22 protein-coding genes are annotated in these 25,532 nt (G+C 64.5%); 12 read left to right on the forward strand and 10 right to left on the reverse strand.

What is annotated here, in order from left to right:
• Window positions 1-34: 34 nt before the first annotated feature.
• The 3 genes from HHL22_RS02985 to HHL22_RS02995 all read right to left on the reverse strand — a co-directional run bounded on the left by HHL22_RS02985 (window position 35) and on the right by HHL22_RS02995 (window position 4,134).
• Window positions 35-976, reverse strand: coding sequence for a T9SS type A sorting domain-containing protein (locus tag HHL22_RS02985; protein ID WP_169529481.1), 942 nt, complete (start codon window positions 974-976; stop codon window positions 35-37).
• A gap of 318 nt (window positions 977-1,294) precedes the next feature.
• Window positions 1,295-1,672: a cupredoxin domain-containing protein gene (locus HHL22_RS02990; protein ID WP_169529482.1), complete on the reverse strand. Its 378-nt coding sequence runs from the start codon at window positions 1,670-1,672 to the stop codon at window positions 1,295-1,297.
• Between the two features lie 101 nt (window positions 1,673-1,773).
• A complete protein-coding gene (locus tag HHL22_RS02995; protein WP_169529483.1) occupies window positions 1,774-4,134 on the reverse strand; it encodes a heavy metal translocating P-type ATPase in 2,361 nt (786 codons plus the stop codon).
• 323 nt (window positions 4,135-4,457) lie between these two features.
• Between HHL22_RS02995 and HHL22_RS03000 the strand changes: the two genes are divergently transcribed.
• Window positions 4,458-4,676, forward strand: a complete 219-nt coding sequence (locus HHL22_RS03000) for a hypothetical protein (RefSeq protein ID WP_169529484.1) — start codon at window positions 4,458-4,460, stop codon at window positions 4,674-4,676.
• Window positions 4,677-4,703: 27 nt separating this feature from the next.
• Here the strand turns inward: HHL22_RS03000 and HHL22_RS03005 are convergent, their stop codons facing one another.
• A complete protein-coding gene (locus HHL22_RS03005; protein ID WP_169529485.1) occupies window positions 4,704-4,973 on the reverse strand; it encodes a DUF202 domain-containing protein in 270 nt (89 codons plus the stop codon).
• A 159-nt stretch (window positions 4,974-5,132) separates the two neighbouring features.
• Here HHL22_RS03005 and HHL22_RS03010 point away from each other — a divergent pair, with 159 nt between their 5' ends.
• The 6 genes from HHL22_RS03010 to HHL22_RS23870 all read left to right on the forward strand — a co-directional run bounded on the left by HHL22_RS03010 (window position 5,133) and on the right by HHL22_RS23870 (window position 12,656).
• On the forward strand, window positions 5,133-6,059 hold the full coding sequence (locus tag HHL22_RS03010) for an SPFH domain-containing protein (protein ID WP_169529486.1): 927 nt from the start codon (window positions 5,133-5,135) through the stop codon (window positions 6,057-6,059).
• Window positions 6,060-6,214: 155 nt separating this feature from the next.
• Window positions 6,215-7,003: a TonB family protein gene (locus HHL22_RS03015; RefSeq protein ID WP_169529487.1), complete on the forward strand. Its 789-nt coding sequence runs from the start codon at window positions 6,215-6,217 to the stop codon at window positions 7,001-7,003.
• 192 nt (window positions 7,004-7,195) lie between these two features.
• Entirely contained in the window at window positions 7,196-8,836 is a 1,641-nt protein-coding gene (locus HHL22_RS24310) for an OmpA family protein (protein WP_169529488.1), read from the forward strand.
• Between the two features lie 196 nt (window positions 8,837-9,032).
• Entirely contained in the window at window positions 9,033-10,493 is a 1,461-nt protein-coding gene (gene gatB, locus HHL22_RS03025) for an Asp-tRNA(Asn)/Glu-tRNA(Gln) amidotransferase subunit GatB (RefSeq protein WP_169529489.1), read from the forward strand.
• Window positions 10,494-10,728: 235 nt separating this feature from the next.
• Window positions 10,729-11,853 carry a TlpA disulfide reductase family protein gene (locus HHL22_RS03030; RefSeq protein ID WP_169529490.1) on the forward strand — a complete coding sequence of 375 codons (1,125 nt, stop codon included), beginning with the start codon at window positions 10,729-10,731 and terminating at the stop codon, window positions 11,851-11,853.
• Between the two features lie 83 nt (window positions 11,854-11,936).
• Window positions 11,937-12,656: a serine aminopeptidase domain-containing protein gene (locus tag HHL22_RS23870; RefSeq protein WP_169529491.1), complete on the forward strand. Its 720-nt coding sequence runs from the start codon at window positions 11,937-11,939 to the stop codon at window positions 12,654-12,656.
• Between the two features lie 155 nt (window positions 12,657-12,811).
• Here the strand turns inward: HHL22_RS23870 and HHL22_RS03040 are convergent, their stop codons facing one another.
• Together HHL22_RS03040 and HHL22_RS03045 are read right to left on the reverse strand one after the other, a co-directional pair.
• Complete coding sequence (locus HHL22_RS03040) at window positions 12,812-13,648, reverse strand: hypothetical protein (RefSeq protein ID WP_169528928.1); 837 nt, start codon at window positions 13,646-13,648, stop codon at window positions 12,812-12,814.
• Between the two features lie 14 nt (window positions 13,649-13,662).
• Window positions 13,663-14,142: an acyl-CoA thioesterase gene (locus tag HHL22_RS03045; RefSeq protein ID WP_169530946.1), complete on the reverse strand. Its 480-nt coding sequence runs from the start codon at window positions 14,140-14,142 to the stop codon at window positions 13,663-13,665.
• A 201-nt stretch (window positions 14,143-14,343) separates the two neighbouring features.
• Between HHL22_RS03045 and HHL22_RS03050 the strand changes: the two genes are divergently transcribed.
• On the forward strand, window positions 14,344-15,078 hold the full coding sequence (locus HHL22_RS03050) for a hypothetical protein (RefSeq protein ID WP_169529492.1): 735 nt from the start codon (window positions 14,344-14,346) through the stop codon (window positions 15,076-15,078).
• Here the strand turns inward: HHL22_RS03050 and HHL22_RS03055 are convergent.
• A complete protein-coding gene (locus HHL22_RS03055; protein ID WP_317172619.1) occupies window positions 15,075-15,761 on the reverse strand; it encodes a protein-L-isoaspartate(D-aspartate) O-methyltransferase in 687 nt (228 codons plus the stop codon). The two genes, HHL22_RS03050 and HHL22_RS03055, sit on opposite strands and share 4 nt — an antisense overlap.
• Window positions 15,762-15,867: 106 nt before the next feature.
• Here HHL22_RS03055 and HHL22_RS03060 point away from each other — a divergent pair, with 106 nt between their 5' ends.
• Together HHL22_RS03060 and HHL22_RS03065 are read left to right on the forward strand one after the other, a co-directional pair.
• Window positions 15,868-17,286: a sugar transferase gene (locus tag HHL22_RS03060; RefSeq protein ID WP_241737953.1), complete on the forward strand. Its 1,419-nt coding sequence runs from the start codon at window positions 15,868-15,870 to the stop codon at window positions 17,284-17,286.
• 296 nt (window positions 17,287-17,582) lie between these two features.
• A complete protein-coding gene (locus tag HHL22_RS03065) occupies window positions 17,583-18,176 on the forward strand; it encodes a riboflavin synthase (protein WP_169529493.1) in 594 nt (197 codons plus the stop codon).
• Window positions 18,177-18,323: 147 nt separating this feature from the next.
• On the opposite strand, the gene HHL22_RS03070 is transcribed toward HHL22_RS03065, so the two are convergent.
• Window positions 18,324-20,666 (reverse strand): S9 family peptidase, encoded by a 2,343-nt coding sequence (locus HHL22_RS03070; protein ID WP_169529494.1) that lies wholly within the window; start codon window positions 20,664-20,666, stop codon window positions 18,324-18,326.
• A 417-nt stretch (window positions 20,667-21,083) separates the two neighbouring features.
• Between HHL22_RS03070 and HHL22_RS03075 the strand changes: the two genes are divergently transcribed.
• Window positions 21,084-21,422, forward strand: a complete 339-nt coding sequence (locus HHL22_RS03075; protein WP_169529495.1) for a DUF2185 domain-containing protein — start codon at window positions 21,084-21,086, stop codon at window positions 21,420-21,422.
• Between the two features lie 13 nt (window positions 21,423-21,435).
• Here HHL22_RS03075 and HHL22_RS03080 read toward each other — a convergent pair whose 3' ends face one another.
• Together HHL22_RS03080 and hemF are read right to left on the reverse strand one after the other, a co-directional pair.
• Window positions 21,436-22,017, reverse strand: a complete 582-nt coding sequence (locus HHL22_RS03080) for a phosphatase PAP2 family protein (protein ID WP_169529496.1) — start codon at window positions 22,015-22,017, stop codon at window positions 21,436-21,438.
• Between the two features lie 156 nt (window positions 22,018-22,173).
• Window positions 22,174-23,070 carry an oxygen-dependent coproporphyrinogen oxidase gene (gene hemF / locus HHL22_RS03085; protein WP_169529497.1) on the reverse strand — a complete coding sequence of 299 codons (897 nt, stop codon included), beginning with the start codon at window positions 23,068-23,070 and terminating at the stop codon, window positions 22,174-22,176.
• Window positions 23,071-23,280: 210 nt separating this feature from the next.
• Between hemF and HHL22_RS03090 the strand changes: the two genes are divergently transcribed.
• Entirely contained in the window at window positions 23,281-25,479 is a 2,199-nt protein-coding gene (locus HHL22_RS03090) for an alpha-ketoacid dehydrogenase subunit alpha/beta (protein WP_206680681.1), read from the forward strand.
• Window positions 25,480-25,532: the final 53 nt, after the last annotated feature.

A 25,532-nucleotide genomic window follows, 5' to 3' on the forward strand; every position in this document is an offset into this window, starting at 1 on the left:
GGGGCCTAGGCCACCTTAGCGGGCGCTCGTCGCGCTAGTTTCCTTTCACAAACCGTACGCTTTGGCCGGTGCTGGCTTCGCGCAGGTAGTACACGCCGGCGGGCAGGCTGCTGACATCTACCTGCTGGGGGCCGCCGGCCAGGGTAGCGCTTTGCTGCAAGCGGCCTAGCTGGTCGAAAATAGTGACTTGCGTAGCCGCGGCGCTGGCCACGGTGAGCGTAGCGGCCGCCGGGCTAGGGTAAGCCGCCAGCGTTTCGACCCGCCCGCTTTGCACGGCTACCACGGGGCTGTAGCTCACCCGGCCGGTGGTCGCGTCAACCTGCCGCAGGCGGTAGTAGCCCAGGGCGAGCGGCGCGGCATCGACATACTGGTAGCTGTGGGTCTGGGGGCTGCTGCCCGCGCCGGCTACCTGGCCCAGCGCCGCAAAGCTAGCTTCGCCACTGGCCGCGCGCTCTACCACGAAGTGGCTGTTGTTGAGTTCCGAAGCCGTTTGCCAGTTTAGCTGCACGCCGGTTGCGGTGGCCTTGCCCGCGAAGCTCACCAGCTGCACCGGCAGCGGGGCGGGGCTAGGGCCAAAGGCCTCAAAAAAGCTCACCGAATACGCGCTAGCCGCGCTGGCTGCGCTCAACTCCAGCTGGTTAAAGTCTGCGCTGGGGGCGGGCGCTAGCATAACGTCGGTTTGCTGGCTGGGATTCAGCACATTCAAATTAATCAGATTACTAGCCTGCCAGGTGCCCTTAAGCACACCATTGAGATAGGCCTTGATAGTAATATTGCCTAGTACCGACAACATCACCAAGTTGTTAGCCACGTTATTTATGCGCATGGACAAACCAGTATTGGTGCTGTTCGCTGGAATGACAGAAGCAAACTGAACCCGCTCGACTGCGGTGCCGGTCTGCGTTAAGCCGGGCTGCAGCGTGGCCGCCGTAGTCGGGTCTTGGTCGGCGGCATTGGCTGCGTCGGCCGTATTCACTGGCGTAGCCGCAACGCTTCTCCCGTATTGCGTTTGAGCCGCAACAGGACTGATGGCTACTAAAGAATAGAATAAAACAAAGGTGAAAGTACGAGTGAGTAGCGTAGAAAGTGACATATACTAGCTGACTAGATGGAATGCTAACACCTCATCAATTAGTTTGCCAGTAAGAAACAAATTACTTAATCATCTATAAATCAAAAATATAGTTAAATACTTATTGCCAATGTAGTTAATTCATTTTTAGAACTTCATCCTAAGCTGGGAGAAAAGCCAGCTTCACGGCAGAAAGTGAATTTTGCTAACAAAGAAATCCCACTATTTTACAAGCAGGCTACCCCGTAGCATATGCATCCCGCAAGTAAACTCGAACTGCCCGGCGTGCTGCGGCCGCAATTCCACGGTGGTGGTCTGGTAGGCAGGTAACGTGCGCCGCACCTGGAAGTCGGGTATCAATAATTCTTCCGAGCAGCTGCTGTCCTCGGCGCGGTGAAAGCGGAGCTGCACGGGCTGGCCCCTGCGCAGCTCAATCACATCGGGCGAGTAGCCGCCTTTTACTTGAATGTCAACCTGCTGCACGCCATCGGTGGTGAGGGTGGCGGCGCCCACCCGATGCGGCGCCCAAAAGAAAAACCAGGCTACGAAGGCCAGCAGCCCTAGGCCCCCGAGCGTAACGAGAAGCTGCGAAATATCCATTTGCTAAGAAAAAATATTTTTCGATGAAATACGGGCTTTGCTATGCGAACGCAGTTGCACTATGACTAGAAAAATTGACTTAACGCAAGTTGGCCAATCACTTACTGCTTAAGTGCAAAGCCGCGCAGCCGTAGCGAGTTGGTGAGCACCGAAACCGAACTGAGGGCCATGGCGCCCGCCGCCAGCATGGGCGAGAGCTGCCAGCCAGTGAAGGGGTACAGCAGGCCCGCCGCCACCGGAATGCCCACCACGTTGTAGACAAAGGCGAAAAACAAGTTCTGCCGGATGGTGCGCATCGTTTGGCGCGAGAGGGCCAGGGCGCTAGCCACGCCCCGCACGTCGGCCCGCAGTAGGGTGATGGGGGCGGCAGCCACGGCCACGTCGGTGCCGCTGCCCAGGGCCAGGCCCACATCGGCCAGGGCCAGGGCCGGCGCGTCGTTGATGCCGTCGCCCACCATAGCTACCACGCGGCCCTGGGCTTGCAGCTGCTGCACCTGGGTAGCCTTGTCCTGGGGTAGCACCTCGGCCACGAAGCGCTTGATACCCAGCGCCTGGGCCACGGCGGCGGCCGTTTGGGGGTTGTCCCCGGTCAGCATCACCACGTCGAGCCCCAGGGCCTGCAGCTCGCGCACGGCCTGGGCCGAGGTGGGACGCAGCTCGTCGGCGAGGCCTAGCACGGCGGCCGGCTGGCCCGCCACGGCGGCGTAGAGCACAGTTTTGGCCTGGGCGAGCAAGTCGGCGGCCGCCTGCCGGGCGGCGGGTGGCAACTCGATGCCGGCTTCGCGCAGCAGGCGCTCATTGCCGAGCAGCACCGCTTGGCCCTGTACGGTGGCGCGGGCCCCTAGGCCTTCCACGGCCGCAAAGTCGGTGGCCGCGAGCGATGGCAGCGGCGCGGGCTGGCCGTCGGCGTAGCGCACCACGGCGGCGGCCAGCGGATGCTCGCTGTGGCGCTCGAGGGCGGCCAGCAGGGGCAGCACCGTGGCTTCCGAGTAGCCAGGCAGGGGCTGCAGGTCGGTGAGGGCGAACTGCCCCAGGGTGAGCGTGCCGGTTTTGTCGAGCACCACGGTATCCACTTGGTAGGCTTTTTCGAGGGCCTCGGCGTTGCGAATCAGGATGCCGTGCTCGGCGCCCTTGCCGGTACCCACCATGATGGCCGTGGGCGTGGCCAGCCCCAGCGCGCAGGGGCAGGCAATAATGAGCACCGCCACGAAGCCCGTGAGCGCCAGCGGCAGCCGCGTGGCCGCCGGCGCCAAATCAAACCACAGCACGAAAGTGGCAATTGCCAGCAGGATAACCACCGGCACAAACACGCCGCTGATTTTATCGGCCAGCCGCTGAATGGGGGCGCGGCTGCCCTGCGCATCCTGCACTAGCTGCACTATTTGGGCCAGCACGGTGCCGGCGCCCACCTGCGTCACGCGGAAGCGGAAGGCGCCGGTCTTGTTGAGCGTGGCGCCAAAAACGGGGTCGCCGGGCTGCTTGGCTACCGGCAGGCTCTCGCCGGTCAGCATGCTCTCGTCGAGGGTCGAGTGGCCTTCGAGCAGCTCGCCGTCGGTGGGTACTTTCTCGCCGGGACGCACGGCCACCAGGTCGCCCACTTGCAGCTCCGCCACGGGCACATCCTGCTCGCGGCCGTCGGGGCGCACCACGCGGGCGGTTTTCACTTGCAGGCCCAGCAGGGCCCGCAGCGCCGCCGAGGTTTGCTGCTTGGCGCGGGCCTCCAGCACCTTGCCCAGCAAAATGAGAGCGATGATGGTGGCCGTGGTGTCGTAGTACACCACCGGCGCAATGCCGTGCTGCCGCAGCAGCCCCGGCCCTAGGGTGGCCACCAGGCTGAAAGCAAACGCCGCGCCCGTGCCCACGGCAATCAAGGTATCCATGCTGGCGGTGCGGTGGCGCAGCCCGTTCCAGGCCGATACATAGAATTCGCGCCCGCCCACCAGCAGCACCGGCACCGTGAGGGCCAGCAGCACGTAGTTGAGCAGGGCTTCGGGCACGCGGGTCCTGAAGGCGGGCCACAGCATGAGCATGCTCAGGGCCATGATGACAGCCGCCAGGCTGGCCGTAAGCCAGAAGCGCTGCCGCAGCTGCTGGTAGCCCCGCGCCTTGCGGGCCGCTAGCTCGTCCTCGTCGGTGGCCAAAGTGGCCGCGGCGCCGTGGCCGGCAGCACTGGTAGCGGCGGGCTCGGCTACGTGGTAGCCAGCGGCTTCCACGGCTGCTTTCAGCTGGGGCCGGCTGGTGAGGGCGGGGGAAAAGCTGACGGTGGCCTTTTCGGTGGCCAGGTTCACCTGGGCGCTTTGCACGCCGGGCGTGCGGCTGAGGGCGCGCTCCACGAAGTTGGCGCACGAGGCGCAGCTCATGCCCTCGATAGCCAGGGTGGCCGTGTGCACCGGGCCGGTAGCCGGGGCAGGGCCAGCCGGTGGGGCAACGGGCGCAGAGGTAGGAATAGGGGCAGAATTCATAAAAATAAAAGCAACAGGAAAAGCGCCCTAGGCCCGCGTAGCTCGAAAAGGCCGGCCAAGCAGCGGCGTAAAGCTGCCGGGCTGGCCTGGGGGCTGCTCGGCCACGGCTGGCAGCAAGGGATAGACGAATGGCCCTTTAACTAGGTAGTTAAAAGCAGGCTACCCTTTATAACAACGAAACGCTTGCCGCGTTGCCGCTAGCCGGTATATAATTGCGCTGCCAAGCCCCTAAGATTTAGCTCAGCCACCAGGCGCGCCCCCCGGGCAAGCCATTGCCGGAAGGCATAGGGCGCTTTCTCTGTTGCTTTTAGCCTTTCTACTTTATGCGTGCCCTAGCCGTACTCACCGCCGCCCTGGCGCTTACCGCCGCGCTGGCCGCCGCCCAAACCACGCCCCGCGGCGTAGCCAGGCAAGCCCGCGCCGACCGCAAAATGGAGCGCGCCCACACCATCCGGCACGACGAAAGCCTGAGCCGCGAGCCCAAGCTGGTGCGCAAAGAAGAGAAGCTCGACCACCACCAAGCGGCCAAGCCTAGGCCGTAGTGCCGGCCCTAGGGCCCTGGGCGGCGGCTACCGGCGGCATTCCTCAATTTGGCGGGCGTGGTAGCGAAAGCGCAGGTAGCCAACGAGTAGCAGCAGCGCGGCCATGCCCAGCGCCCCCAGCCCCAGCACGTGGGTGCGGCGCGGTGCCAGCTGCAGCAGCGCCAGCCCAAAGCCCGTGAGGGCCAGGCTGGTGCGCACGTACGTGAGCAGGGTGCGTTCGTTGGCGAAGCGGGTGCGGGCGGCGGCTAGCAATTGCTGGTCGTAACCAGATTGAGGCGGGCGAGAAGGAGAAGTCACGGTCAGGGAGGTGTACGCGCAAAACGGCTGCGGGGCTGCCCTAGGGTGTAATGCCGCGCTGGGGCCGGCGATGTAGTACGTAACGTGCTTCGGCCACTTAACTTGCCGGGGCATCAAGCACTTTACTCCACCTTGCCGGCCGGCCGCGGCCACCACCTTATGGGCTCCCTTATTTTTCTAGGCCTCGTGCTCCTCACCCTTTTCCTGAGCTACGTCATCGTGCCCACGGGCTCGGTGGCCGTCGTCACGGTTTTTGGCAAGTACCGGCGGGTGATGCTGCCGGGCCTCAACTTCAAAATCCCCTTCGTGGAGGCGGTCTATAAGCGCATCTCCATCCAAAACCGCTCGCTGGAGCTGGAGTTTCAGGCCATTACCAGCGACCAGGCTAACGTCAACTTCAAGGCCATGCTGGTGTACGCGGTGCTCAACCAGGACGACCGCACCATCCAGAACGTGGCCTTCAAGTTTGTGGACGAGCGCAGCCTGATGCAGGCGCTGGTGCGCACCGTGGAGGGCAGCATCCGGGCCTTCGTGGCTACCCAGCGCCAGGCGGCCGTGCTGAGTTTGCGGGGCGAAATCGTGCTGCACGTGAAAGACCAGCTCGACGAAACCCTCGAAAGCTGGGGCTACCACCTCATTGACTTGCAGCTCAACGACATTGCCTTTGATGAGGAGATTATGCGCTCGATGGCCAAAGTGGTGGCCAGCAATAACTTAAAGGCGGCCGCCGAAAATGAGGGCCAGGCCCTGCTCATCACCAAAACCAAGTCGGCCGAGGCTGAGGGCAACGCCATCAAAATCTCGGCCGAGGCCGAAAAGATTGCGGCCCAGCTGCGCGGCCAGGGCGTGGCGCTGTTCCGCGAGGAGGTGACCAAGGGCATGGCCCACGCCGTGCAGGAGCTGGCCGAGAACAACCTCGACCCTTCGCTGGTGTACTTCTCGATGTGGACTGAAGCCATCAAGCACTTTGCCGAGCAGGGCAAGGGCAACGTCATCTTCCTCGACGGCTCGAACGAGGGCCTCGAAAAAAACATGCAGCAGATGCTGGCCATGCAGCACCTCGACCGCCCCGGCGGCCCGCGGTAGGAGCGGGGCTGGCCGCGTGACGAATTAGGAGTTAAAAGTTAAAAGCCTGTCAAATTGCTTTTTAACTTTTAACTCCTAACCTTTAACTATTCCCTCGGCCGTAGGCCCTAGGGCGCCTACCGCAAGCATAAACCGCGTACTCCCTTTTCCACGCCATGCGAAACTGCTACTTTCTGCTGCTGGGTGCGAGCTACTTGCTGGCCGGTGGCGCCCGCGCCCAGGCGCCCGCCGACACCCTAGGGGCCGCCGCGCTGCCCAGCGCGCTGCGGGTCACCTCGGCCGTCGATTCAACCGGCGAGTGCACCGAGGTGCTGAGCTGGGGCACGGCGGCGGCGCTGGTGCGCACTTTCTACCCCACCGGCCAGCTGCACGAGTACCTGCCCTTTGCCCAGCTGGCCCTAGGGGTGCGCCACGGCATCAGCAGCACCTGGTATGCCACCGGCCAGGCCGAACGCCTGGAGCCCTACGAGCGCGGCCGGCGCGAGGGCGAGCTGTTATTATTTTATGAAAACGGCCAGCTTAAGCGCCAGGCCCGCTACCAGGCCGGCCTCGAGCAGAGCAGCCGCTGCTACGATGGCCAGGGCCAGCCCGTGCCCTACTTCCCCTACGAGCAAGCCCCCTTGTACCCCGGCGGCCTGGCCCGCCTCAACCAGGAGATAAACCAGCGCCTGCGCCGCACGCCCGCGCTAAGCCGCCTGTTCATGCCCGAGCCTATTGTCCTTAGCGTCACCTTTCTAGTAAACACGGATGGGCGCCTGAGCGAGCCCCGCGTAGAAGTACCCAGCCGCTGGCCGGTGCTCGACCAGGCCGTGCTGCGGGCGGTGCAGCAGCTGAGCCGCGCGTGGCAGCCCGGCCGGCGCGATGGGCAGCTAACTACCTTCCGCTACCGCCTGCCCATCGAGTTTAAGTCGCTGGTTATGGGCGGCTCCGTGCCGCGCCTCTAGGGGCTGGCGGGCCCCGCGCAACCTCTACTGAACCGTAGCCGTAAGGCTCGCGGCGTACTTTTGTGGCCGACTACCGAGGGCCGGCCAAGAGGGACGTAGCCGCGCAAGCTACGCAACCTGCCTTAGCAATTACTTGATTGCTAAGGTAATGCCAGGCTTTCGGCTGGTATTTTTCACTTATCCTACTTCTTCATGAAGCACCTACTATTCGCCACCTCGCTGCTGGGGCTGGGGATTTGCGCGGTTACGCCGCGTGCTGACGCCCAAACCCCCGATAAAAAATGGGGCTTGAGCGGCTACGTGTCCACGCTGCAATACCGCGGCGACCTGGGCAGCAACTTTTGGGATGCGCGCAACCTGAACTACGGCGGCGGCATTACCCTGAGCCGCTACATCTACGGCGGCCTCGACCTGAATCTGTCGGCCAACCAGGGCGCTATGTACTTCCCGGCCGATGGCTCGTCCTTCACGGGCACCGGCAACGCGGCCACCAACAACCGCCGCTTCTACGCCAACATGAGCACCTTCGGGCTGGGCTTCAAGTTCAAGCTCTTCCCCAAGTCGCCGGTGGTGCCCTACATCCTGCTGCAGCCGGGCTTTGCCTACATCTACACCAACCGCTACGCCAACGGCTCGACCGTTAACAGCCGCACCAACTACGGCTCGTTTGACGGGCAGGCGGGCCTAGGGCTGGATTTTCACCTCACGCCGGGCTTCGGTATTTTCGTGCAGGCTGGTCAGCACTACCTGGCTGCGCCTGACGACCGCCTCGACGGCGTGGCGGGCAGCGACGACAGCTTCTGGGACCGCTACGACCGCTACATGCAGTTTTCGGCCGGTCTCACCGCCAACTTTGGCAAGCCCAAGGATACGGACATGGACGGGGTGCCCGACCGCAAGGATAAGTGCCCCGACACGCCCCAGGGCGTGAAGGTAGACGAGAACGGCTGCCCGCTGGACACCGACGGCGACGGCATCCCCGACTACCAGGACAAGTGCCCCGACGTGAAGGGCATCGCCGCCCTGCAGGGCTGCCCCGACGCCGACGGCGACGGCGTGACCGATGCCGACGACAAGTGCCCCAACACCCCGGCCGGCGTGCGCGTCGATGCCACCGGCTGCCCGCTCGACGCCGACGGCGACGGCGTGCCCGACTACCTCGATAAGTGCCCCAATACGCCTGCTGGCGTGAAAGTAGACGCCAACGGCTGCCCGCTCGACCGCGACGGCGACGGCGTGCCCGACAACGAGGACCGCTGCCCCGACCGCCCGGGCCCGGCCAGCAACAAAGGCTGCCCCGAGATTAAGGCCGAGCAGAAGAAAATCCTGAACGAAGCCACGAAGTATATCAACTTCGACTTCAACAAGGCAACGCTCAAGCCCTCGTCCTACACCCGCCTCGACCAGATGGTAGCCATCCTGAACGAGTACCCCGACTACTCGCTCAGCATTGCCGGCCATACCGACAGCAAAGGCGCCGACGACTACAACCTGCGCCTGAGCTACGAGCGCGCCGCCTCGGCCCGCAAGTACATGCTCGACCACGGCATCCCGGCCGAGCGCATCGAGGCCCGCGGCTACGGCGAAACCAAGCCCATTGCCAGCAACGCCACCGCCGCCGGTCAGGCCCTGAACCGCCGCGTGGACTTCGACCCCTACCTGACCGGCGAAGCCAACGCCGCCGAGGTGAAGTACGGCCCGGCCCCGAGCATCGCGGAAATCCGCGCCGCTGGCCAGAAGCTGCCCGGCAAGAAAACCACCGGCACCGGCGCCCCGCGCTCGCGCAAGGCCCCGGTGAAGGCCCCCGCCAAAGCCCCGATGCGCAAGAAGTAATTCGGCGCCCCTAGGCAAGTAAGAAAGCGGCCCGCTCACTTCGAGCGGGCCGCTTTTTTGGTGGGTGGGCCACCAGCCAGGCGAAGCCTTTAGGAGCGGAGGGGGCCTAGGGGCCAAAAAATCGGGGTAACTTGCGGCCGATTTACTTTAGGAAGCTAACAGCCAGCCGCTACTAGCTAAAAGCTCAGAACAAGAAATGGACGACGCCACGCTTGCCAGCTACCAGCCCGTGATTGGCCTGGAAGTTCACGCCCAGCTGCTTACGCACAGCAAAATGTACTCGGCCGATGAGAACGAGTACGGCTCGCTGCCCAATACCAACCTTTCGGTGATTACCCTGGCCCACCCCGGCACCCTGCCCCGCGTAAACCGCACGGCCGTGGACTTTGCCATGAAAATGGGCCTGGCCACCAACTGCCAGATTCAGCGGGAAAACGTGTTTGCCCGCAAGAACTACTTCTACCCCGACCTGCCCAAGGGCTACCAGATAACCCAGGACAAGACCCCGATTTGCTACGGCGGCCACTTGGATATCCGGCTGGCCGATGGCAGCACGCGCCGCATCGGCATCACGCGCATCCACATGGAGGAGGACGCGGGCAAGAGCATGCACCTGGCCGGCGAAACCGAAACCCTGGTGGACCTGAACCGGGCCGGCGTGCCGCTCATCGAGATTGTGAGCGAGCCCGACATCCGCACCGAGGAGGAAGCCTACGCCTACCTGGCCGAAATTCGGAAGCTGGTGGAGTATCTGAGCATCTGCGACGGCAATATGGAGGAAGGCTCGCTGCGCTGCGACGCCAACGTGAGCGTGATGAAGAAAGGCGCCGATAAGTTCGGTACCAAGGTGGAAGTCAAGAACATGAACTCCTTCCGCAACGTGCAGCGCGCCATTGAGCACGAGGTGCGGCGGCAGGTAGCCATTTTGGAAAAAGGCGGCGAAGTGGACAGCGAAACCCGCGGCTTCGACGCGGCCAGCGGCACCACCAGCGGTCAGCGCTCGAAGGAAACCCTTAACGACTACCGCTACTTCCCCGAGCCCGACCTGCCCCCGCTGGTGATTGACGACGCCTGGCTGCACCGCGTGCAGGCCGAGCTGCCGGCCCTGCCCCAGCAGCTCTACGCCCGCTTCACCGGCGAGCTGGGCCTCGGCGACTACGACGCCTCGGTGCTGATTGACCAGAAGGCAGTGGCCCTGTATTTCGACGAGCTGGCCCGCCTGACGCCCGGGAGCGCCAAAGCCGCCGCCAACTGGGTGATGGGCCCGGTGAAGTCCTACCTCAACGAGCGCGCCCTCGACATGACCGACTTTCCGCTCGACCCCGGCCAGCTGGCCGGCATCATCGAGCTGATTGACGCGGGCAAGCTCAACTACTCGGTGGCCAGCAAGCAGCTCTTCCCCTATTTGCTGGAGCACCCCACGGCCAATGCCACCGGCGCGGCCGAGCAGCTGGGCCTACTCACTAAAACCGAAGGCAACGAGCTGGAAGGCCTGGTGCAGCAGGTGCTGGCCGCCAACCCCGCCAAAGTAGCCGAGTACCGCGCCGGCAAGAAGTCGCTGGTGGGCATGTTTATGGGCGAGCTGATGAAGCTGACCGGCGGTAAAGCCGACCCCAAGCAAGCCAACCAGCTGCTGCGCCAGGGCCTGGAGGCCTAGGGATGACAGTAATAAAAGAAATGAAAAGCACGTCATGCTGAGCTTGCCGAAGCATCTCTCCCGCGCCCCTAGGCTGTCGTTCGGGAGAGATGCTTCGGCAAGCTCAGCATGACGTGCTTTTGTGAACGTTAAAAACCAACTTTTATTCCGACCGGAACCCTAGGCCCCACTTGGTGTTTACCCAAGCGCCACCGTACCTGCCCTAGGGCTTCCTTTGCTGTAAATGACTATTCCCATGAAACCTGCCGTCGTCGCCCTCGCCCTGCTGGGCCTCACTAATGCCTGCCAGAACGCCAGCGCCGCCGAGGGCTACGAAATCAGCGGGCAGCTGCGCAACGCGGCGGCCGGCACTACCCTGCACCTGGCCGAGCTGACCAGCAGCCAGTTTGTGGAGCGCGGCACGGCCAAGGTTGATGCCCAGGGCCGCTTCACCTTCAAGGGCGTGCTGCCGGTGAAGGAGGCCGTGTACCAACTGAAAGTGGACGAGCCCAACCAGGTGCTGCTGGTGCTGGATAATAAAACCCACCTCACGCTGGCCGGCGACGCCAAAAACCTGCCCGCCAGCTACTCGGTAAAGGGCTCGAAGGACTCGCAGGTGATGCAGGAGCTGACCCAGACGCTGAGCGCCAGCCGCAGCCAGATGCAGCAGTTGGTGCAGCGCTACAACACCCTCAAGCAAGCCGGCCGCACCGATTCGCTGCCCGCCATTGAGGCCCGGGCCAACGCGGTGCAGCTAGGGGCTGCCCGCCAAGCCAAGGCTATTATTCGGCGCAATGCCACGTCGGTGGCGGCGGGCTTTGCCACGCTCACCTTCTTGAGCCCCGACGAGGACTTTGCCTTTGCCGACTCCATTGCCGCCGTGCAGCAAAAAGCCCAGCCGGCCTCGCCCTTCACCCAGGCCCTGGCCGAGCGCCTGGCCCCGCTGCGGGCCACGGCCATCGGCACCGAAGGCCCCAACATCGACCTGCCCACGCCCGCCGGCAAAAACCTGTCGCTCAAGAGCCTGCGCGGTAAGTACGTGCTGGTGGACTTCTGGGCCAGCTGGTGCGGCCCCTGCCGCCAGGAAAACCCCAACGTGGTGAAGGCCTACAACGAGTTCAAGGACAAAGGCAAAGGATTCACCATCTACAGCGTGTCGCTCGACCAGAAGAAGGAAAACTGGGAGCAGGCCATCGCCGCCGACCACCTGAGCTGGCCCAACCACGTGTCGGACCTCAAGTTTTGGCAGAGTGCCGGCGCGGCCGCCTACGGCGTACAGGCCATTCCGCAGTCGTTCCTGCTCGACCCGCAGGGTAAGATTATCGCCAAAAACCTGCGCGGCCCGGCCCTGGAGGCCAAGCTAGCCGAGGTACTGAAGTAAGCGGCAGCGTACGTTGCCGGTAGTACAGGCCCTGGGCCCGCGGGAAAATTACCGGCGGGTCCAGGGCCTGTACTTTTGGGCCGGTGCTTAATTTCAGTCAGCGCGTGCAAAGCAGGAAGCGGCAGTGGGCGAGAGGCAGTTGGCTGCTGCTGGGCCTAGGGGCGGGCTGCCGAGCTAGCTCGCCCGCGGTGCCCGCGCCGGCAGCCCGCGCGGCCGGGGCGCACCGCGTAGCGACGGCACAGCGGGAGTTTATAGATTCGGTGCACCAGCGGCGCATTCCGGTGCGCACGTATGCACCCGCCCGCGGCCCGACGGCGGGGCTGAAAGTGGCGCTGCTCAACCACGGCTACGGCGTCAAAAACAGCGCTTACTCCTTCCTGGCTCGCAACCTAGTGGCGCACGGCTACTTGGTGGTGAGCGTGCAGCAGGTGCTGCCCACCGACGCCCCGCTGCCCACCACCGGCAACCCCGCCGAAACCCGGCGCCCAGCCTGGGAGCGCGGGGTGCAAAGCCTGCGGGCCGTGCTGCGCGCGCTGCCCCGCGCGTATCCCGGCCTCGACCTAGGGCACACGCTGCTGGTGGGGCACTCCTTCGGGGGTGATGTGGTGATGCTCTTCGCGCAAGAATATCCTGCGGAAGCCGAGCAGGTTATCTCACTGGATAACTGCCGGATGCCGCTGCCGCGCCGTGCTGCCCAGTCCGGCCGAGCAGGCGGCCCTAGGGATGCGCGTGGTGCCGCTGCTCGCCACCCGCCACGGCGACATGTGCGACCGCGCTACCAAGGCCCAGCAGCAGGAAATTAATCGCTACATCAACGAGTTTCTGGTGCCCTAGGGCCTAGGGCGCGGCCAGAAGCCAATGGCGCGGGCTTTTGGGCGGGCGCGGTCAAGTAGCTTACCTCGCAGGCTAAAGCTGCGCTATTAGCTACTGAGCTGCCACTCCAAAGCGAGGCGGGGGGTTATAAAAACATGGCTTTGAGGCCGGCCCAGAGGCGCTTTTTAAGGCTGACGTCGTATTCGACCATCTCGACCTCGGCGGCGGCCAGGTAGGCTAGGTTCAGGTTGGGAAACAAAACGGGCTCATAAATCTGGGTGGTGCGCACGGCCACATCGAGCAGGTTTTTGCCGAAGGCCAGCACGTGGGTGGCGGCAATTTCGCGGCGCAGGTTTTCCAGCGCCACCGGGTAGGGGCCGGCCACGTTCACCAGCACCACGTCGGCCATTACCAGGCTGATGGCTTGCAAAAGCTTGTTGAGAAACACGTTGCGCGGCAGCTTCTGAAACTGAGTTTCGGGCAGGCGCACCAGCACCACCACGCCCTGGGCGTTGCTGCCTAGGGTGTTGAACTGGGTGAGCAGGTAGGGTGCCACCGGTGGGGTAGCCGGCGGCCCCGCGGCCGGCGCGGGCGCCGCTACCGGCGCCGGAGCAGCGAGCACCACTGGGCTAGCTGCCGGCGCCGGCCGAGCGGCTACCGGCGGCGTAGGCAGGGCAGCCAGCGACGGCAGTTTGCCGGCCGCCACTGGCAGGGGTGGGGTGGGTGCCGCAGCAGCCGGGGCCAGGGGCGGGGCAGCCACTGGCGCGGGCGGCCTAGGGCTTGCGCTGGCCGCAACGACTGGGCTGGCCGCGGCCGAAGCCAGCGCTGCAGCTGGGCTAGGGGCTACTGCTGCGGGCGCGGGGGCAGCAGCCGGGGCGGGCTCGGGCGTGCGCTCGGCAGCTTCGAAGGGCACGTAGAGCGTGATGTCGGTATAGAAGCTTTGCAAAAAGGCCAGCGTGCCAGCCTGCTGGTCAGTAGTCATTTATGCAAGAAAAATTAAGCTATTTCAAAGAGCGCGCGCAGTTCGGTGGCGTCAATGGGCTTCATGCGGCCGGCCAGCACCAGGCGCAGCTGGCGGCGGCGCAGGGCCCCGTCGTAGAGGGCAATTTCGTCGGCGGTTTCGGGCACGGCCTCGGGCACGTCGATGGGCCGGCCCGACTGGTCGACGGCCACGAAGGTGAAGAAGGCCTCGTTGGTTTTTACCTTGGTGCCGCTCGGAATATCCTCGGCCCACACGTCGATGTGCACCTCCATGCTGGAGCTGAACGAGCGCGTGACCTGGGCCTGCAGCGTCACGACGTTGCCCAGGCGAATGGGGTCGCGGAAGGACACGTTATCGACCGAGGCCGTGACGACGATGCGGTTGGAGTGCTTCTGGGCCGCGATGGCGGCGGCAATGTCCATGAGGTGCATCATGCGGCCCCCCATCAGGTTGTTGAGCGTGTTGGTATCGTTGGGCAATACCAGCTCGGTCATGATGACGAAGGAATCGGATACGGGGCGTTGCTTTTTCAAGTAGTTGGGCGTCAAGGTAGCAAATAGGGCCAGGAATAGAGGGTGGGAATAGATAGGGCAAAGGTAGCTGCTACGTTTGCCGTGCGCGCCGCGTGCAACGGTAGCGGGCCCTAGGGTGTCATCCAGGCACAACCCTTTGCGCAACCCCCGCAACTCTCTGGCATGAGAAAAATTCTGTACGCCTTATTTCTGGTAGCCGGTACCCGGCCGGCTTTGGCCCAGCACAGCGAGCTGCTGGGCCGGGCCGGCCTCAACCTATCTCATTTTGTGGGCAGTAGTGCCGAGCAGGAGTCCTTTATCAACTACAGCGGCGCGGGGCACGGCTACACCAATAATCCTTTTGGCGGGCGCCTGGGCCTAGGGGCCGGCGCGGGCCTGAGGCTGCTGCACGAAAGCCGCTGGCCGCTGCTGCTGGGCCTCGACCTGGGCTACGACTACCAGCGGGCCCGCACCGCCATTACTGGACTAAGCTACAGCAGCTATCCCACGTATTCTTTTTACGCGGCCGACGGCCACACATACCTGGCCAGCCAGCACGTAAGCTTATTCTTCGCCCTAGGCTACCGCCTGCACCTGGGGGCCGTGCGCCTCGATGTGCTGGCTGGTCCCGAGCTGGCCGCCGTGTTTGGCAAGCGCGAAGCGGGCCGAGGCACCTACTACAACAACGGCGACCAGGCCTGGGCTACCAACGAGGGGCGCGACAGCGGGCTACCCTTCGATGGCCTGCTGCGCGCCGACCTAACCGCGTGGCGGGGCCGCTGGGGGCTTAATGGCAGCTACGCCTGGGGTGGGGTCAATTACCGCTCGGGCCTGGTGGGCGGGGGGCCTTCGGAAGCGTTTGACCGCAGCCTGCGCCTAGGGCTGGTGTACCGGCTCAAGCCTCGCGCCACGCCCTAGCGCCAGCCCGCCGCCCCGCGCAGCGGCACGAAGCGGCAGTCGCCCAGCTCCTCGCGCACGAAGGCCGTCGGCCCCTCGCGGGTGATGCGCAGCAGCTGCTGGCGGCCGGGGTCGTGGCCGCCCACGGGCACTACCAGCCGCCCGCCCACGCGCAGCTGGCGCAGCAGGGCCGGGGGCAGGGCCGGCGCCCCGGCGGTTACCAATATGGCGTCGAAGGGGGCTAGGGTGGGCAGGCCCAGCGAGCCATCGCCCAGGTGCAGGCCGGCCGTGGGCAAGCCCAGGGCGGCCAGCCGGGCCCGGCCGCGCTCATACAGCGCCGGGTTGAACTCGATACTTTGCACTCCCCCGGCCAGCTGGCAGAGCACGGCGAACTGGTAGCCCGAGCCGGTGCCGATTTCGAGCACCCGGTGGCCGGGCTGCAGCTCCAGCAGCTCGGTTTGGCGGGCCACGGTGCTGGGCTGCGAAATGGTTTGGCCCTCGCCGATGGGGAAGGCCTTGTCCTGGTAGGCGTGGGCATCGAAGGCGGGCTCGAAAAACCAGTGGCGCGGCACCGCCCCCAGGGCCGCTAGCACGCGCTCATCCTGAATGCCGCGCTCGCGGCGCAGCAGCTCAACCAGGGCGCGGCGCTGGCCGCGGTGGCGGTAGGTATCGGGCGGTAGCAGGAGGCGGGGAGGAAGGGCCACTAGGCGAGCTAAAAGGGAAACCGGGCGGTTAGCGAGCCGGGTGGATGTAGCGGGGCGAGTACTTTTGCCCCACCTCGCCGCAAAAGTACTCGCCACCGCTTCCCCCTTGCTGCTCCGCCAACTTCAATTTTTCAAGCTCCTCGCGGCCGATTTTGGGGCGGCGCTGCTGGCCTGGGTGGCGTTTTTTTTGCTGCGCAAGTACCTGCTCAGCGAGATTACCGGCTACCACTTCACCGAGGGCGCCGTGTTTTACCTCTCGGGGGCGGCCCTGATGATTGCCTGCTTCTGGACGGCCCTCTACGCGCTGTTGGGCGAGTACCGCGACATCTTCCGCAAGTCGCGCCTCACCGAAATTATTCGCCTGGCGCGGGCGTCGGTGCTGGGCACGGTGGTCATCTTCTTCGCCCTGCTGCTCGACGACCAGGGCGTGAGCAACTACCACGCTTACTACAAGACGTTTGCGGCCTACTACCTGCTGCACTTCGGCATTACGGCGGTGCTGCGCATCTGGGCCGTGAGCAGCGTGCAGCGCCTGGTGCGCAGTGGGGCCATTTCCTTCCCCACGCTGCTGGTGGGTAGCAGCCAGCTGGCGCTGGCCACCTACCGCGAGCTGCGCCGCACCGGCCGCCACCTGGGGCTGCGGCTGGTGGGCTACGCCCCGGTGGGCGAGGCCGTGGATGCCGACCTGGCCGACCTGCTGCCCAGCACCGGCTCGTACCAGCAGCTGCCGGCTATTATTCAGGAGGGGCGCATCGAGCAGGTGATTATTGCCATCGAGCCCAGCGAGCACCGCCGCATCCAGGAAATCCTGAATTTGCTCGACGGCTCGGCCGTGCGCGTGAGCGTGCTGCCTGACTTGTACCAGATACTGCTAGGGTCGGTGAAGGTCAACCACTTATTCGGCACGCCCCTCATTGAGATAAAGCACGACTTGCTGCCGCCCTGGCAGCTGGTGCTCAAGCGGGCCATCGACGTGAGCAGCTCGGTGGTGTTTATGCTGCTGGCCAGCCCGGTGTACGTCGCCACGGCCGCCATGGTCAAGTCGTCGTCGCCGGGGCCGGTCTTTTACCGCCAGCAGCGCATCGGGCGCGAGGGCGTGCCGTTCGAGATTATCAAGTTTCGCTCGATGTACGTGGGCTCCGAGCAAAACGGCCCGCGCCTCAGCTCCGACCACGACCCGCGAGTGACGCCCTGGGGCCGGTTTATGCGCAAGGTGCGCCTGGATGAGTTTCCGCAGTTCTGGAACGTGCTGCGGGGTGATATGAGCCTGGTGGGCCCTAGGCCCGAGCGCCAGTTTTTCATCGACCAGATTGTGCAGCTCGCGCCCCACTACCGCCACCTGCACCGCGTGCGCCCCGGCCTCACCAGCCTCGGGCAGGTAAAGTACGGCTACGCCGAAACCGTGCCGCAGATGGTGGAGCGCCTCAAGTTCGACATTCTCTACATCGAGAATATGAGCCTGGCCATGGACTTCCGCGTGCTGCTTTACACGCTGAAAATCATCGTGGAAGGCCGGGGTAAATAGACCGCAGATTTAACGGATTTAACGGATACGCTTGGCTAGCGCCAAGCTGACTACGCAGGAGGGTAATAACTGGTGGCAGTAGCAGTTGCAGGTGATTGGGTGGTTGGGGCGAGGTACAGACTGAGTGGATTAACTTAATGCCAGCGCACCCGGTTGATAGCTTGGCCGGCCAGTAGAAGCAGCGCTCCTAGGCCCCGCGCGGGCCAAAAGGCGGCACACCCGAGCCACCCGCGTAGGCAGCTTGGCGCAGCCAAGCGTATCCGCGAAATCCGTTAAATCCGTTAAATCTGCGGTCCATGTTTACAGGTATTATTGAAGCCACGGGCACCGTTACGGCGGTCGAAACCCAGGGCACTAACCGCCACTTCACCATTGAGTCGCCCTTCGCCCAGGAGCTGAAAATCGACCAGAGCGTGGCCCACGACGGCGTGTGCCTGACGGTGGTGGCCCTCGACGGCGCGGCCGGCACCCACACCGTCACGGCCATCGACGAAACCCTGCGCAAAACCAACCTGGGCCAGTGGGCGCCCGGCCGCCACGTGAACCTGGAGCGCTGCCTGGCCGCCGGCGGGCGCTTCGACGGCCACATTGTGCAGGGCCACGTCGATGCTACCGCCGAGTGCGTCAGCGTGCAGGACCAGGACGGCTCCTGGCTGTTTCGCTTCCGCCACGAGCCGGGCCCCCAGCGCCTGACGGTAGAAAAGGGCTCGATAACGGTGAACGGCGTGAGCCTCACCTGCTTCGACAGTGAGCCCGATGGCTTCTCGGTAGCCATCATCCCGTATACCTACGAGCACACCGGCTTCCACCAGCTGCAAGCCGGCGAGCGCGTCAACCTGGAGTTCGACATTGTGGGCAAGTACGTGGCCCGGCTGCTGGGCAAGGGCTAGTTAAGAGATTAGGTAGTTAGGTGATTGGGCAAAAAAGGCGGTCAGGCTGAGCCTGCCGAAGCATCTCTACCGAACAACCCCTAGGGGCGCGGTAGAGATGCTTCGGCAGGCTCAGCATGACCGCCTTTTTTCAACTTATTTACTCAGCTACTCGCTTACCGTGCGCGGGTCGGGCCTAGGGGTCATCTGGTAGTCCTGGGGCGGCTCGGCGCCGGCCAGGTTGCGCACGAAGTAGTCCCAGCGGCGGCGCATCATGTAGGGCGAGTACGGGCCGTAGCCGTGCGCGGCGTTGGGAAATACCACCAGGTCGTAGCTTTTATTGGCTTTGGTGAGGGCTTCTACTACCAGCATCGTGTTGTAGGGTGGCACGTTGTTGTCCATCAGGCCGTGGGCCAGCATCAGTTTGCCTTTCAGGTTCTTGGCGTAGAAGGCGTTGGCTTGCGAGTCGTAGTTGGTGCTGCCGTCGGGCTGGCGCGTGAGCAGGCCAATGTAGCGCTCGCCCCAATCGTCCTCGTAGTTGCGGTTTTCGTGGTTGCCCGATTCCGAGATGCCCACTTTGAAGAAGTCGGGGTAGCGGAACATGGCCGCCGCCGCCGCGTAGCCGCCGCCCGAGTGGCCCCAGATGCCGGCCCGGCTCAGGTCGATGTAGGGGTAGCGCTCGGCCAGTTGGCGCATGCCGGCGGTTTGGTCGCCCAAGGTGTTTTCCATCATGTTGCCGTAGCAGGCATCGTGGAAGCTCTTGGAGCGCAAGGGGTTGCAGCTGCCTTCCAGCACCACCACCACGAAGCCCAACTCGGCCAGCGCTTGGTTATCGCCCCGCGCCGCCGCAAACGACCAGCTACCCACGCTGCCGCCCTGCGGGCCGGGGTAGATGTAGTTGATAATGGGGTACTTCTGGTCGGGGTTGAGCTTGGTGGGCGTAAAAAGCAAACCGTAGAGGTCGGTTTGCCCGTCCTGCCCTTTTACCGTGATGGGCGTGGGCGCGTGCCAGCCGGTGGCCAGCAGCCGCGAAATATCGGTTTTCTCCAGGGGCGTCACCAGCTTGCCGTTTAGGTCGCGCACCACGCTCACGGGCGGCACGTTGGGCTGCGAGTATTGGTCAACAAAGTAGCGGCCGGAGGGCGAAAAATCCACCTGGTGGTTGCCGGCCTCGGGCGTGAGCAGGGTGAGGTGCTTGCCGTCGAGGCCAATGCGGTAGAGGTGGGTGAAGTAGGGGTTGCCCGGCTCGCGCCCATCGGCCAGGAAGTAGAGCTGCCGCGCCTGCTCATCCACTTTCAACAGCTGCGTTACTACCCAATTCCCTTTGGTAATCTGGTGCTTGAGCTGGCCGTTGCGGGTGTCGTAGAGGTAGAGGTGGCCCCAGTTGTTGCGCTCCGAATACCAGATGGCCTCCTGGGTTTTGGGCAGGTAGTGCCAGTTGATGGCGTGCTGGCCCGACTCGTACTGCGTGGCCACGGTTTCCTGCATCACCTCGCGCACGGCGCCGGTGGCGGCGTTGGCAATGCGCAGCTTCTCCTGCTTGTGGTCGCGCGAGGTGCTCACGAAGGCCAGCTCCGTGCCGTCGGGGCGCCAGTCCACGTCGTCGAAGGTGCCGCTGCTCGAAATATCATCCGAGAGCGAGCCGCGGTGCGGGTCGGGCGGCACTTGCAGGCGCACCACCTTGGCGGGCTCCACCTCCACAATCACCCGCTCGATGGTGACGATGTCCTGGTCGCCGGGCAGCGGGTACTTCCAGGACTTCAACGTGGGGTGGCCCACGTTGGTGGTTACCAAGTACATATCGCCTGCCCGGCGTTCGTCCTGCTGAAAGGTGGCCAGCTTGCGCGAGTCGGGCGACCAGCGCACGATGGGCGCGTCGCTGCTGGTCCAGCCGGCGTTGTCGGTGGCGTAGCCGTAGTGCTCGGCGCCATCGGTAGTGAGTTGGCGCCGGGCGTTAGTCTTGGTGTCGCGCACCCACAGGTTATGCTCGTGGATGTAGGCCGCTAGCTGGCCGTTGGGCGACAGCACTTCCGGTGCGTCGTTGGCTCCTTTTGAGGGGCTAGGCGTGGTTGGCGTTTCGGCGCTCACCTGCCCGCTGGCCTGGTCATAGCGCCAGTGCTTGCCCGCCGCCGCGAAGCTGAGGCTGCGGCCATCGGGCGCCAGCTCGAAGCTGCGGAAAGGCAAGCGGTGGGCGTCGTAGGTTTTGCTGGTGGCGGCCCCTAGGGCCGCCGCCAGCCGCGCCTGGTCAAAGGCCGGCTGGCGCGTCTTGCGGGCGGGGTCAACCAGCACAAAATCGTTGCCCTGCGGGGTCGATACGCGGTACCAGAAGCGGTCGCCCGGCAGCCAGGTGGGCGGCCCCATGGTGTGGTCTACCAGCGGCTGGGTGTTGTAAACCAAGAAGCGCTCGGCCCGCGCGTAGTCGGCCGCCGTGCGGGCCGGCGGCGTTTGCGCCCGCGCCGCGCCAGGAAGCAGCGCGGCAACAGTGCAAAAAACCCGTAAATAGATATGCATAGCAGTGAAAAAAAGGCCCGGCAAAGGGCAAAAACCTTGCCCGCGCAAGGTAGCGCGCAAGCGCGGTTTGGCGCGGTAGCGGACCCTAGGGCCCGCTGGCGGCAACCTGCGGCCCGCGCCTGCGTTGGCTACCTATGAGCCTGCCCTTCTCTCACCAAGCAACCCCTTAGCCATGAGCCATAAACGCGAAGAAATCGAGCCCAACCCCGGCGATAAGCGCTACATCCGCCGCAATGACTAGGGCGAAATAGAAACATCCGTAGACCTGAACCGCTCGCTCTCGCAAGACGACCGCCACAACGCCAAGGAAACCAGCGAGCCCGGCCAAGGCGACCACGGCGACGGCCACACCGGCAACCGGCGGAGTAGATGGGTTAAACTAAATTGTCGTCGGAAATTAACTGAGTCCTACCATATATGGCCGGAAACAAGCTGTTTAAGCTGCACTCAGAGCAGATTGTCGATTTAGTAAGCGGGTATGGAGGGTGCATTGCTACGGATAGAATTACAGTAGATGGAGAACCCCTAGGCTACATGTATCGAGAGGAACCGCACAACGAACTTGATAGTGGCTGGCGATTCTTCGCGGGAACGGAAGACCAAGCCTATCTGGATAATTTGGCCTATTCGGAAGTGTATGACGTGAACACAATTGCCAACTATGAGCCGGCGATTATCGCGTACTTAGATTACCCCGTCGGCTCAGAGCTTGAGCGAAGAGTAGGGAGCAATAAATTTGACCTGCTTCCGGGTTAATAAGCTACTGATTTCAGTTAGCCACCACCCGCCCATCCCAGCGCCGGAACGTCCAGCCGGCACCAGCCCCTAGGGTGGCGCCCACCAGCCAGCCGCCCAGCACGTCGAGCGGGTAGTGGGCGGCCAGGTACACGCGGCTGTAGGAGATGACCAGCGCCCACAGAAACACGCCCGCTTTGAGCAGGCGGAAGCGACCGGCGGGCAGCGTGAACAGCAGAAAAACGGCCAGGCCTATGGCATTGGCGGCGTGCGATGACATAAAGCCGAATGCTCCGCCGCAGCCATCAGGCAGGTAAAGCTGCGCGGCCAGGTCGGCGGCGTGGCAGGGCCTCGGGCGGGCGGCCCAGGGCTTGAAGATGCGGCTGGTGATGCTGTCGGCCAGGGCCACGGTGGCGGCCAGCAGCGGCACCAGCAGCGCCGCCCGCCGCCGGAAGTGGTACACGAGCCAGCCCAGCAGCAGGGCATAGAACGGAAACCACACCTTTATTTGCGAGGCAAAGGTCATCACCCGGTCTAGGGCCGGCGCGCGGGCGTGGTTGATGACCAGCAGTAGGCGGTGGTCGAGGTCGGTGAGGGAGCGTAAAAATTCTGTCATTGCGAGACTACGAAGCGATTACACTAGGCTTGGATTAGATGAGCAAAAAAGGCGGTCATGCTGAGCTTGCCGAAGCATCTCTACCGAGCCGCATTGTTCGGTAGAGATGCTTCGGCAAGCTCAGCATGACCGCCTTTTTGCTCTTTGCATAACCCTTTACACCCACTCGACGCCCTTGCGCAGCCAGGCTAGGGTAGTGGCCTCGGGCGTGCCGGGGGCGGGCGGGGCGGGGTTGTAGTGCCAGCCGCAGCGGGGGGGCAGGCTCATAAGGATGCTTTCGGTGCGGCCGTTGGTTTCGAGGCCGAAGCGGGTGCCGCGGTCGAAGGCCAGGTTGAACTCGGCGTAGCGGTTGCGGCGCAGCTGCTGCCAGGCTTCCTCGGGCGCGCCGTAGGGCAGGGCGACGTTTTCGCGCATCAGCTGCACGTAGAAGGGCCCGAACAGCTCGGCTACGTCTTGCACGAAGGCGAAGAGCTGCTCCACGGTGCCGTCCTGGCCCACTGTCAGCCTATCGAAGAAGATGCCGCCTACGCCGCGCGTTTCGTGGCGGTGGGGCAGGTAGAAGTAGTCGTCGGCCCATTTATGAAAGCGCGGGTAGTAGCTAGGGTTGTGGCGGTCGCACACCGCCTTAAGCTGCTGGTGGAAGCGCCGGGCCTGGGTTTCGTCCACGTAGATGGGCGTCAGGTCGATGCCGCCGCCAAACCAGGCCTCGCCGTTGCCGGCCTCGAAGTAGCGCACGTTCATGTGGATGATGGGCACCCGAGGGCTGCGCGGGTGCAAAACGACCGACACGCCGGTGGCAAAGAAGTGCGGGTTGGGCAGGTGCAGCTGGCGGGCGGCAGCCTCGCTCAACTCGCCCTCCACCTGTGAAAAGCCCACGCCGCCCTTTTCCAGAATGGCGCCGCCCTCCAGCACCCTGGAATGGCCGCCGCCGCCGCCGGGCCGCTCCCAGTCGTCCTGCCCAAAGCGGGCCGGGCCGCCGTCGGCCGCCTCGAGCTGCTGGCAGAGGCGGTTCTGAAAAGCCTGGAGCCAGGCGGCAATATCGTGGCGAGTCATTAGGAATGAGTGATTTGCAATGAGCAATGAGCAATAAAGAGCATGGCTTGGTCTGGGCGGCAAACCGCCGCCTAGGGAGTGCCAGCACGTTTAAGCTAACTGGCAAAGTAGGCGGTAGGCCTAACTGCTCATTGCTCATTGAACTGCAAAGGTCGGCAGCAGGCGTAATTTTGGGTTCTGCCCTTCCTCCCCCTGTTTTCCTGCCCCCGAATGCCCCCGTTTCTGACTAGCGAGCCCACCGACGCGGCCTCGGCTCGGCTGGCCGCGGCTGCCGCTACGGCGGCCGCCGCTTTTGCCGCCCCGGCTACCCCCGCGCCCGCGCCGGTGGTGCCTACCAGCGCCCTGCTGCGCCGCGCCTACCTGCTCATGCACACCGCCGCCGAGCTGGCGGCCCTCTACGAAGCCCAGAAAGCCATTGCCGCCCGCTACGTGCACGCCACCGCCCGCGGCCACGAGGCCGTGCAGCTCGCCGCCGCTTTCCTGCTCACCGGCCACGACTACGCCACGCCCTACTACCGCGACGATGCCCTGCTGCTGGGCCTGGGCCTGCGCCCCTACGAGCTGCTGCTGCAATTGCTGGCCAAGGCCGACGACCCCTTCAGCGGCGGGCGCAGCTACTACGCCCACCCCAGCCTGCGCCGCCCCGGCCTGCCCACCATGCCCCACAACAGCTCGGCCACTGGCATGCAGGCTATTCCGGCCACCGGCATGGCGCAGGGCATCAAGTATTTAGAAGGGAATTATGAATTGGCAGGCGCTCAGAATCTCGAAGCGCCAAGCGAAGTAATTCATAATTCCATCGTCCTTTGCTCCATCGGCGACGGGGCCATGACGGAGGGCGAGGTGAGCGAGGCCCTGCAAATGGCCGTGCTGCACCAGCTGCCCATCGTATATCTGGTGCAGGACAACGACTGGGGCATTTCGGCCACCGGGCGCGAAATGCGCGCCATGAACGCCTACGAGCTGGCGGCCGGCTTTCCAGGCCTGCACCGCTTGCAGGTGGATGGGGCCGACTTCGTAGCCAGCTACGAAACCCTGGCCGATGCCTTTGCCCACGCCCGCCAGCGGCGCGGGCCGGTGCTGGTGCACGCCCGCGTGCCGTTGCTGGGCCACCACACCAGCGGCGTGCGCCGCGAGTGGTACCGCGGCCCCAACCTAGCCGAGCACCAGCAGCAAGACCCCCTGCCGCGCCTGCACCAGCAGCTACTGGCCCTAGGGGTGCCCGAGCAGGAGTTGACTGAGTTGGCCGCCGAGGCCCGCGCCACCGTGCAGGCCGACTGGATTGCCGCCCTGGCCGCGCCCGACCCTGACCCGGCCACCTTCGCCGACCACGAGTTTGCCCCGCCCGCCGTAACTGAGGAGGCCGGCGAGCGCGCCCCCGCCGGCGCCCAAAAATCCCTGATGGTAGATGCCGCCCTGCACGCGGTGGACGACATCCTGCGCGAATTTCCCGAGGCGCTGTTCTACGGCCAGGATGTGGGCGGCGAGCTGGGCGGGGTGTTTCGCGAGGCGGCGCTGCTGGCCAAGAAGTACGGCGACCGGCGCGTGTTCAACACGCCCATTCAGGAGGCCTACATCGTGGGCAGCACGGCGGGCATGAGCGCGGTGGGTGCCCGGCCCATCGTCGAAATTCAGTTTGCCGACTACATCTGGCCGGCGCTCAACCAGTTAGTGGAGGAAATCAGCAAGAGCTGCTACCTGACCATGGGTAAGTTTCCGGTGAGCACCCTGATTCGGGTGCCGGTGGGGGCCTACGGCGGCGGCGGGCCCTACCACTCGGGCTCCATCGAAAGCACGCTGCTCACCATCCGGGGCATTAAGGTGGTGTATCCGAGCAACGCGGCCGACATGAAGGGCCTGCTGCGGGCCAGCTTTCTCGACCCCAACCCCGTGGTGCTGCTCGAGCATAAAGGTCTGTATTGGAGCAAGGTGCCCGGCACCGAAGACGCCAAAACCCCGGAGCCGGCCGCGGGCTACGTCATCCCCCTAGGGGTGGCCGCCGTGGCCCAGGCCGCCGACCCGGCCAGGGTGAGCGGCGGCGAAAGCTGCGTAGTCATCACCTACGGCATGGGCGTGCACTGGGCCCGCGCCGCCAGCCGCGACTACCCCGGCCGGGTGGAGGTGCTCGACCTGCGCACCCTCAACCCCCTCGACTGGGACGCCGTGCAGGCCGCCGTGCGCCGCCACGGCAAAGCCCTGGTGCTCACCGAGGAGCCGTTGCTCAACAGCTTCGCCGAGAGCCTGGCCGGCCGCATCCAGCGCCACTGCTTCCGCCAGCTCGACGCGCCCGTTTTCACCCTGGGCGCTGCCAATCTGCCCGCCATTCCGCTCAACGTGGAGCTGGAAAAGCAAATGCTGCCCAGCGCCGCCAAGGTGTCGGTGGCCCTAGGGGAGCTGCTGAGGTATTAGTCAGTTTCAGTTATCCAGAACGTCATGCTGAGCTTGCCGAAGCATCTCTACCG

It is taken from the genome of Hymenobacter polaris (assembly GCF_012927305.1).
Taxonomy (GTDB): domain Bacteria; phylum Bacteroidota; class Bacteroidia; order Cytophagales; family Hymenobacteraceae; genus Hymenobacter; species Hymenobacter polaris.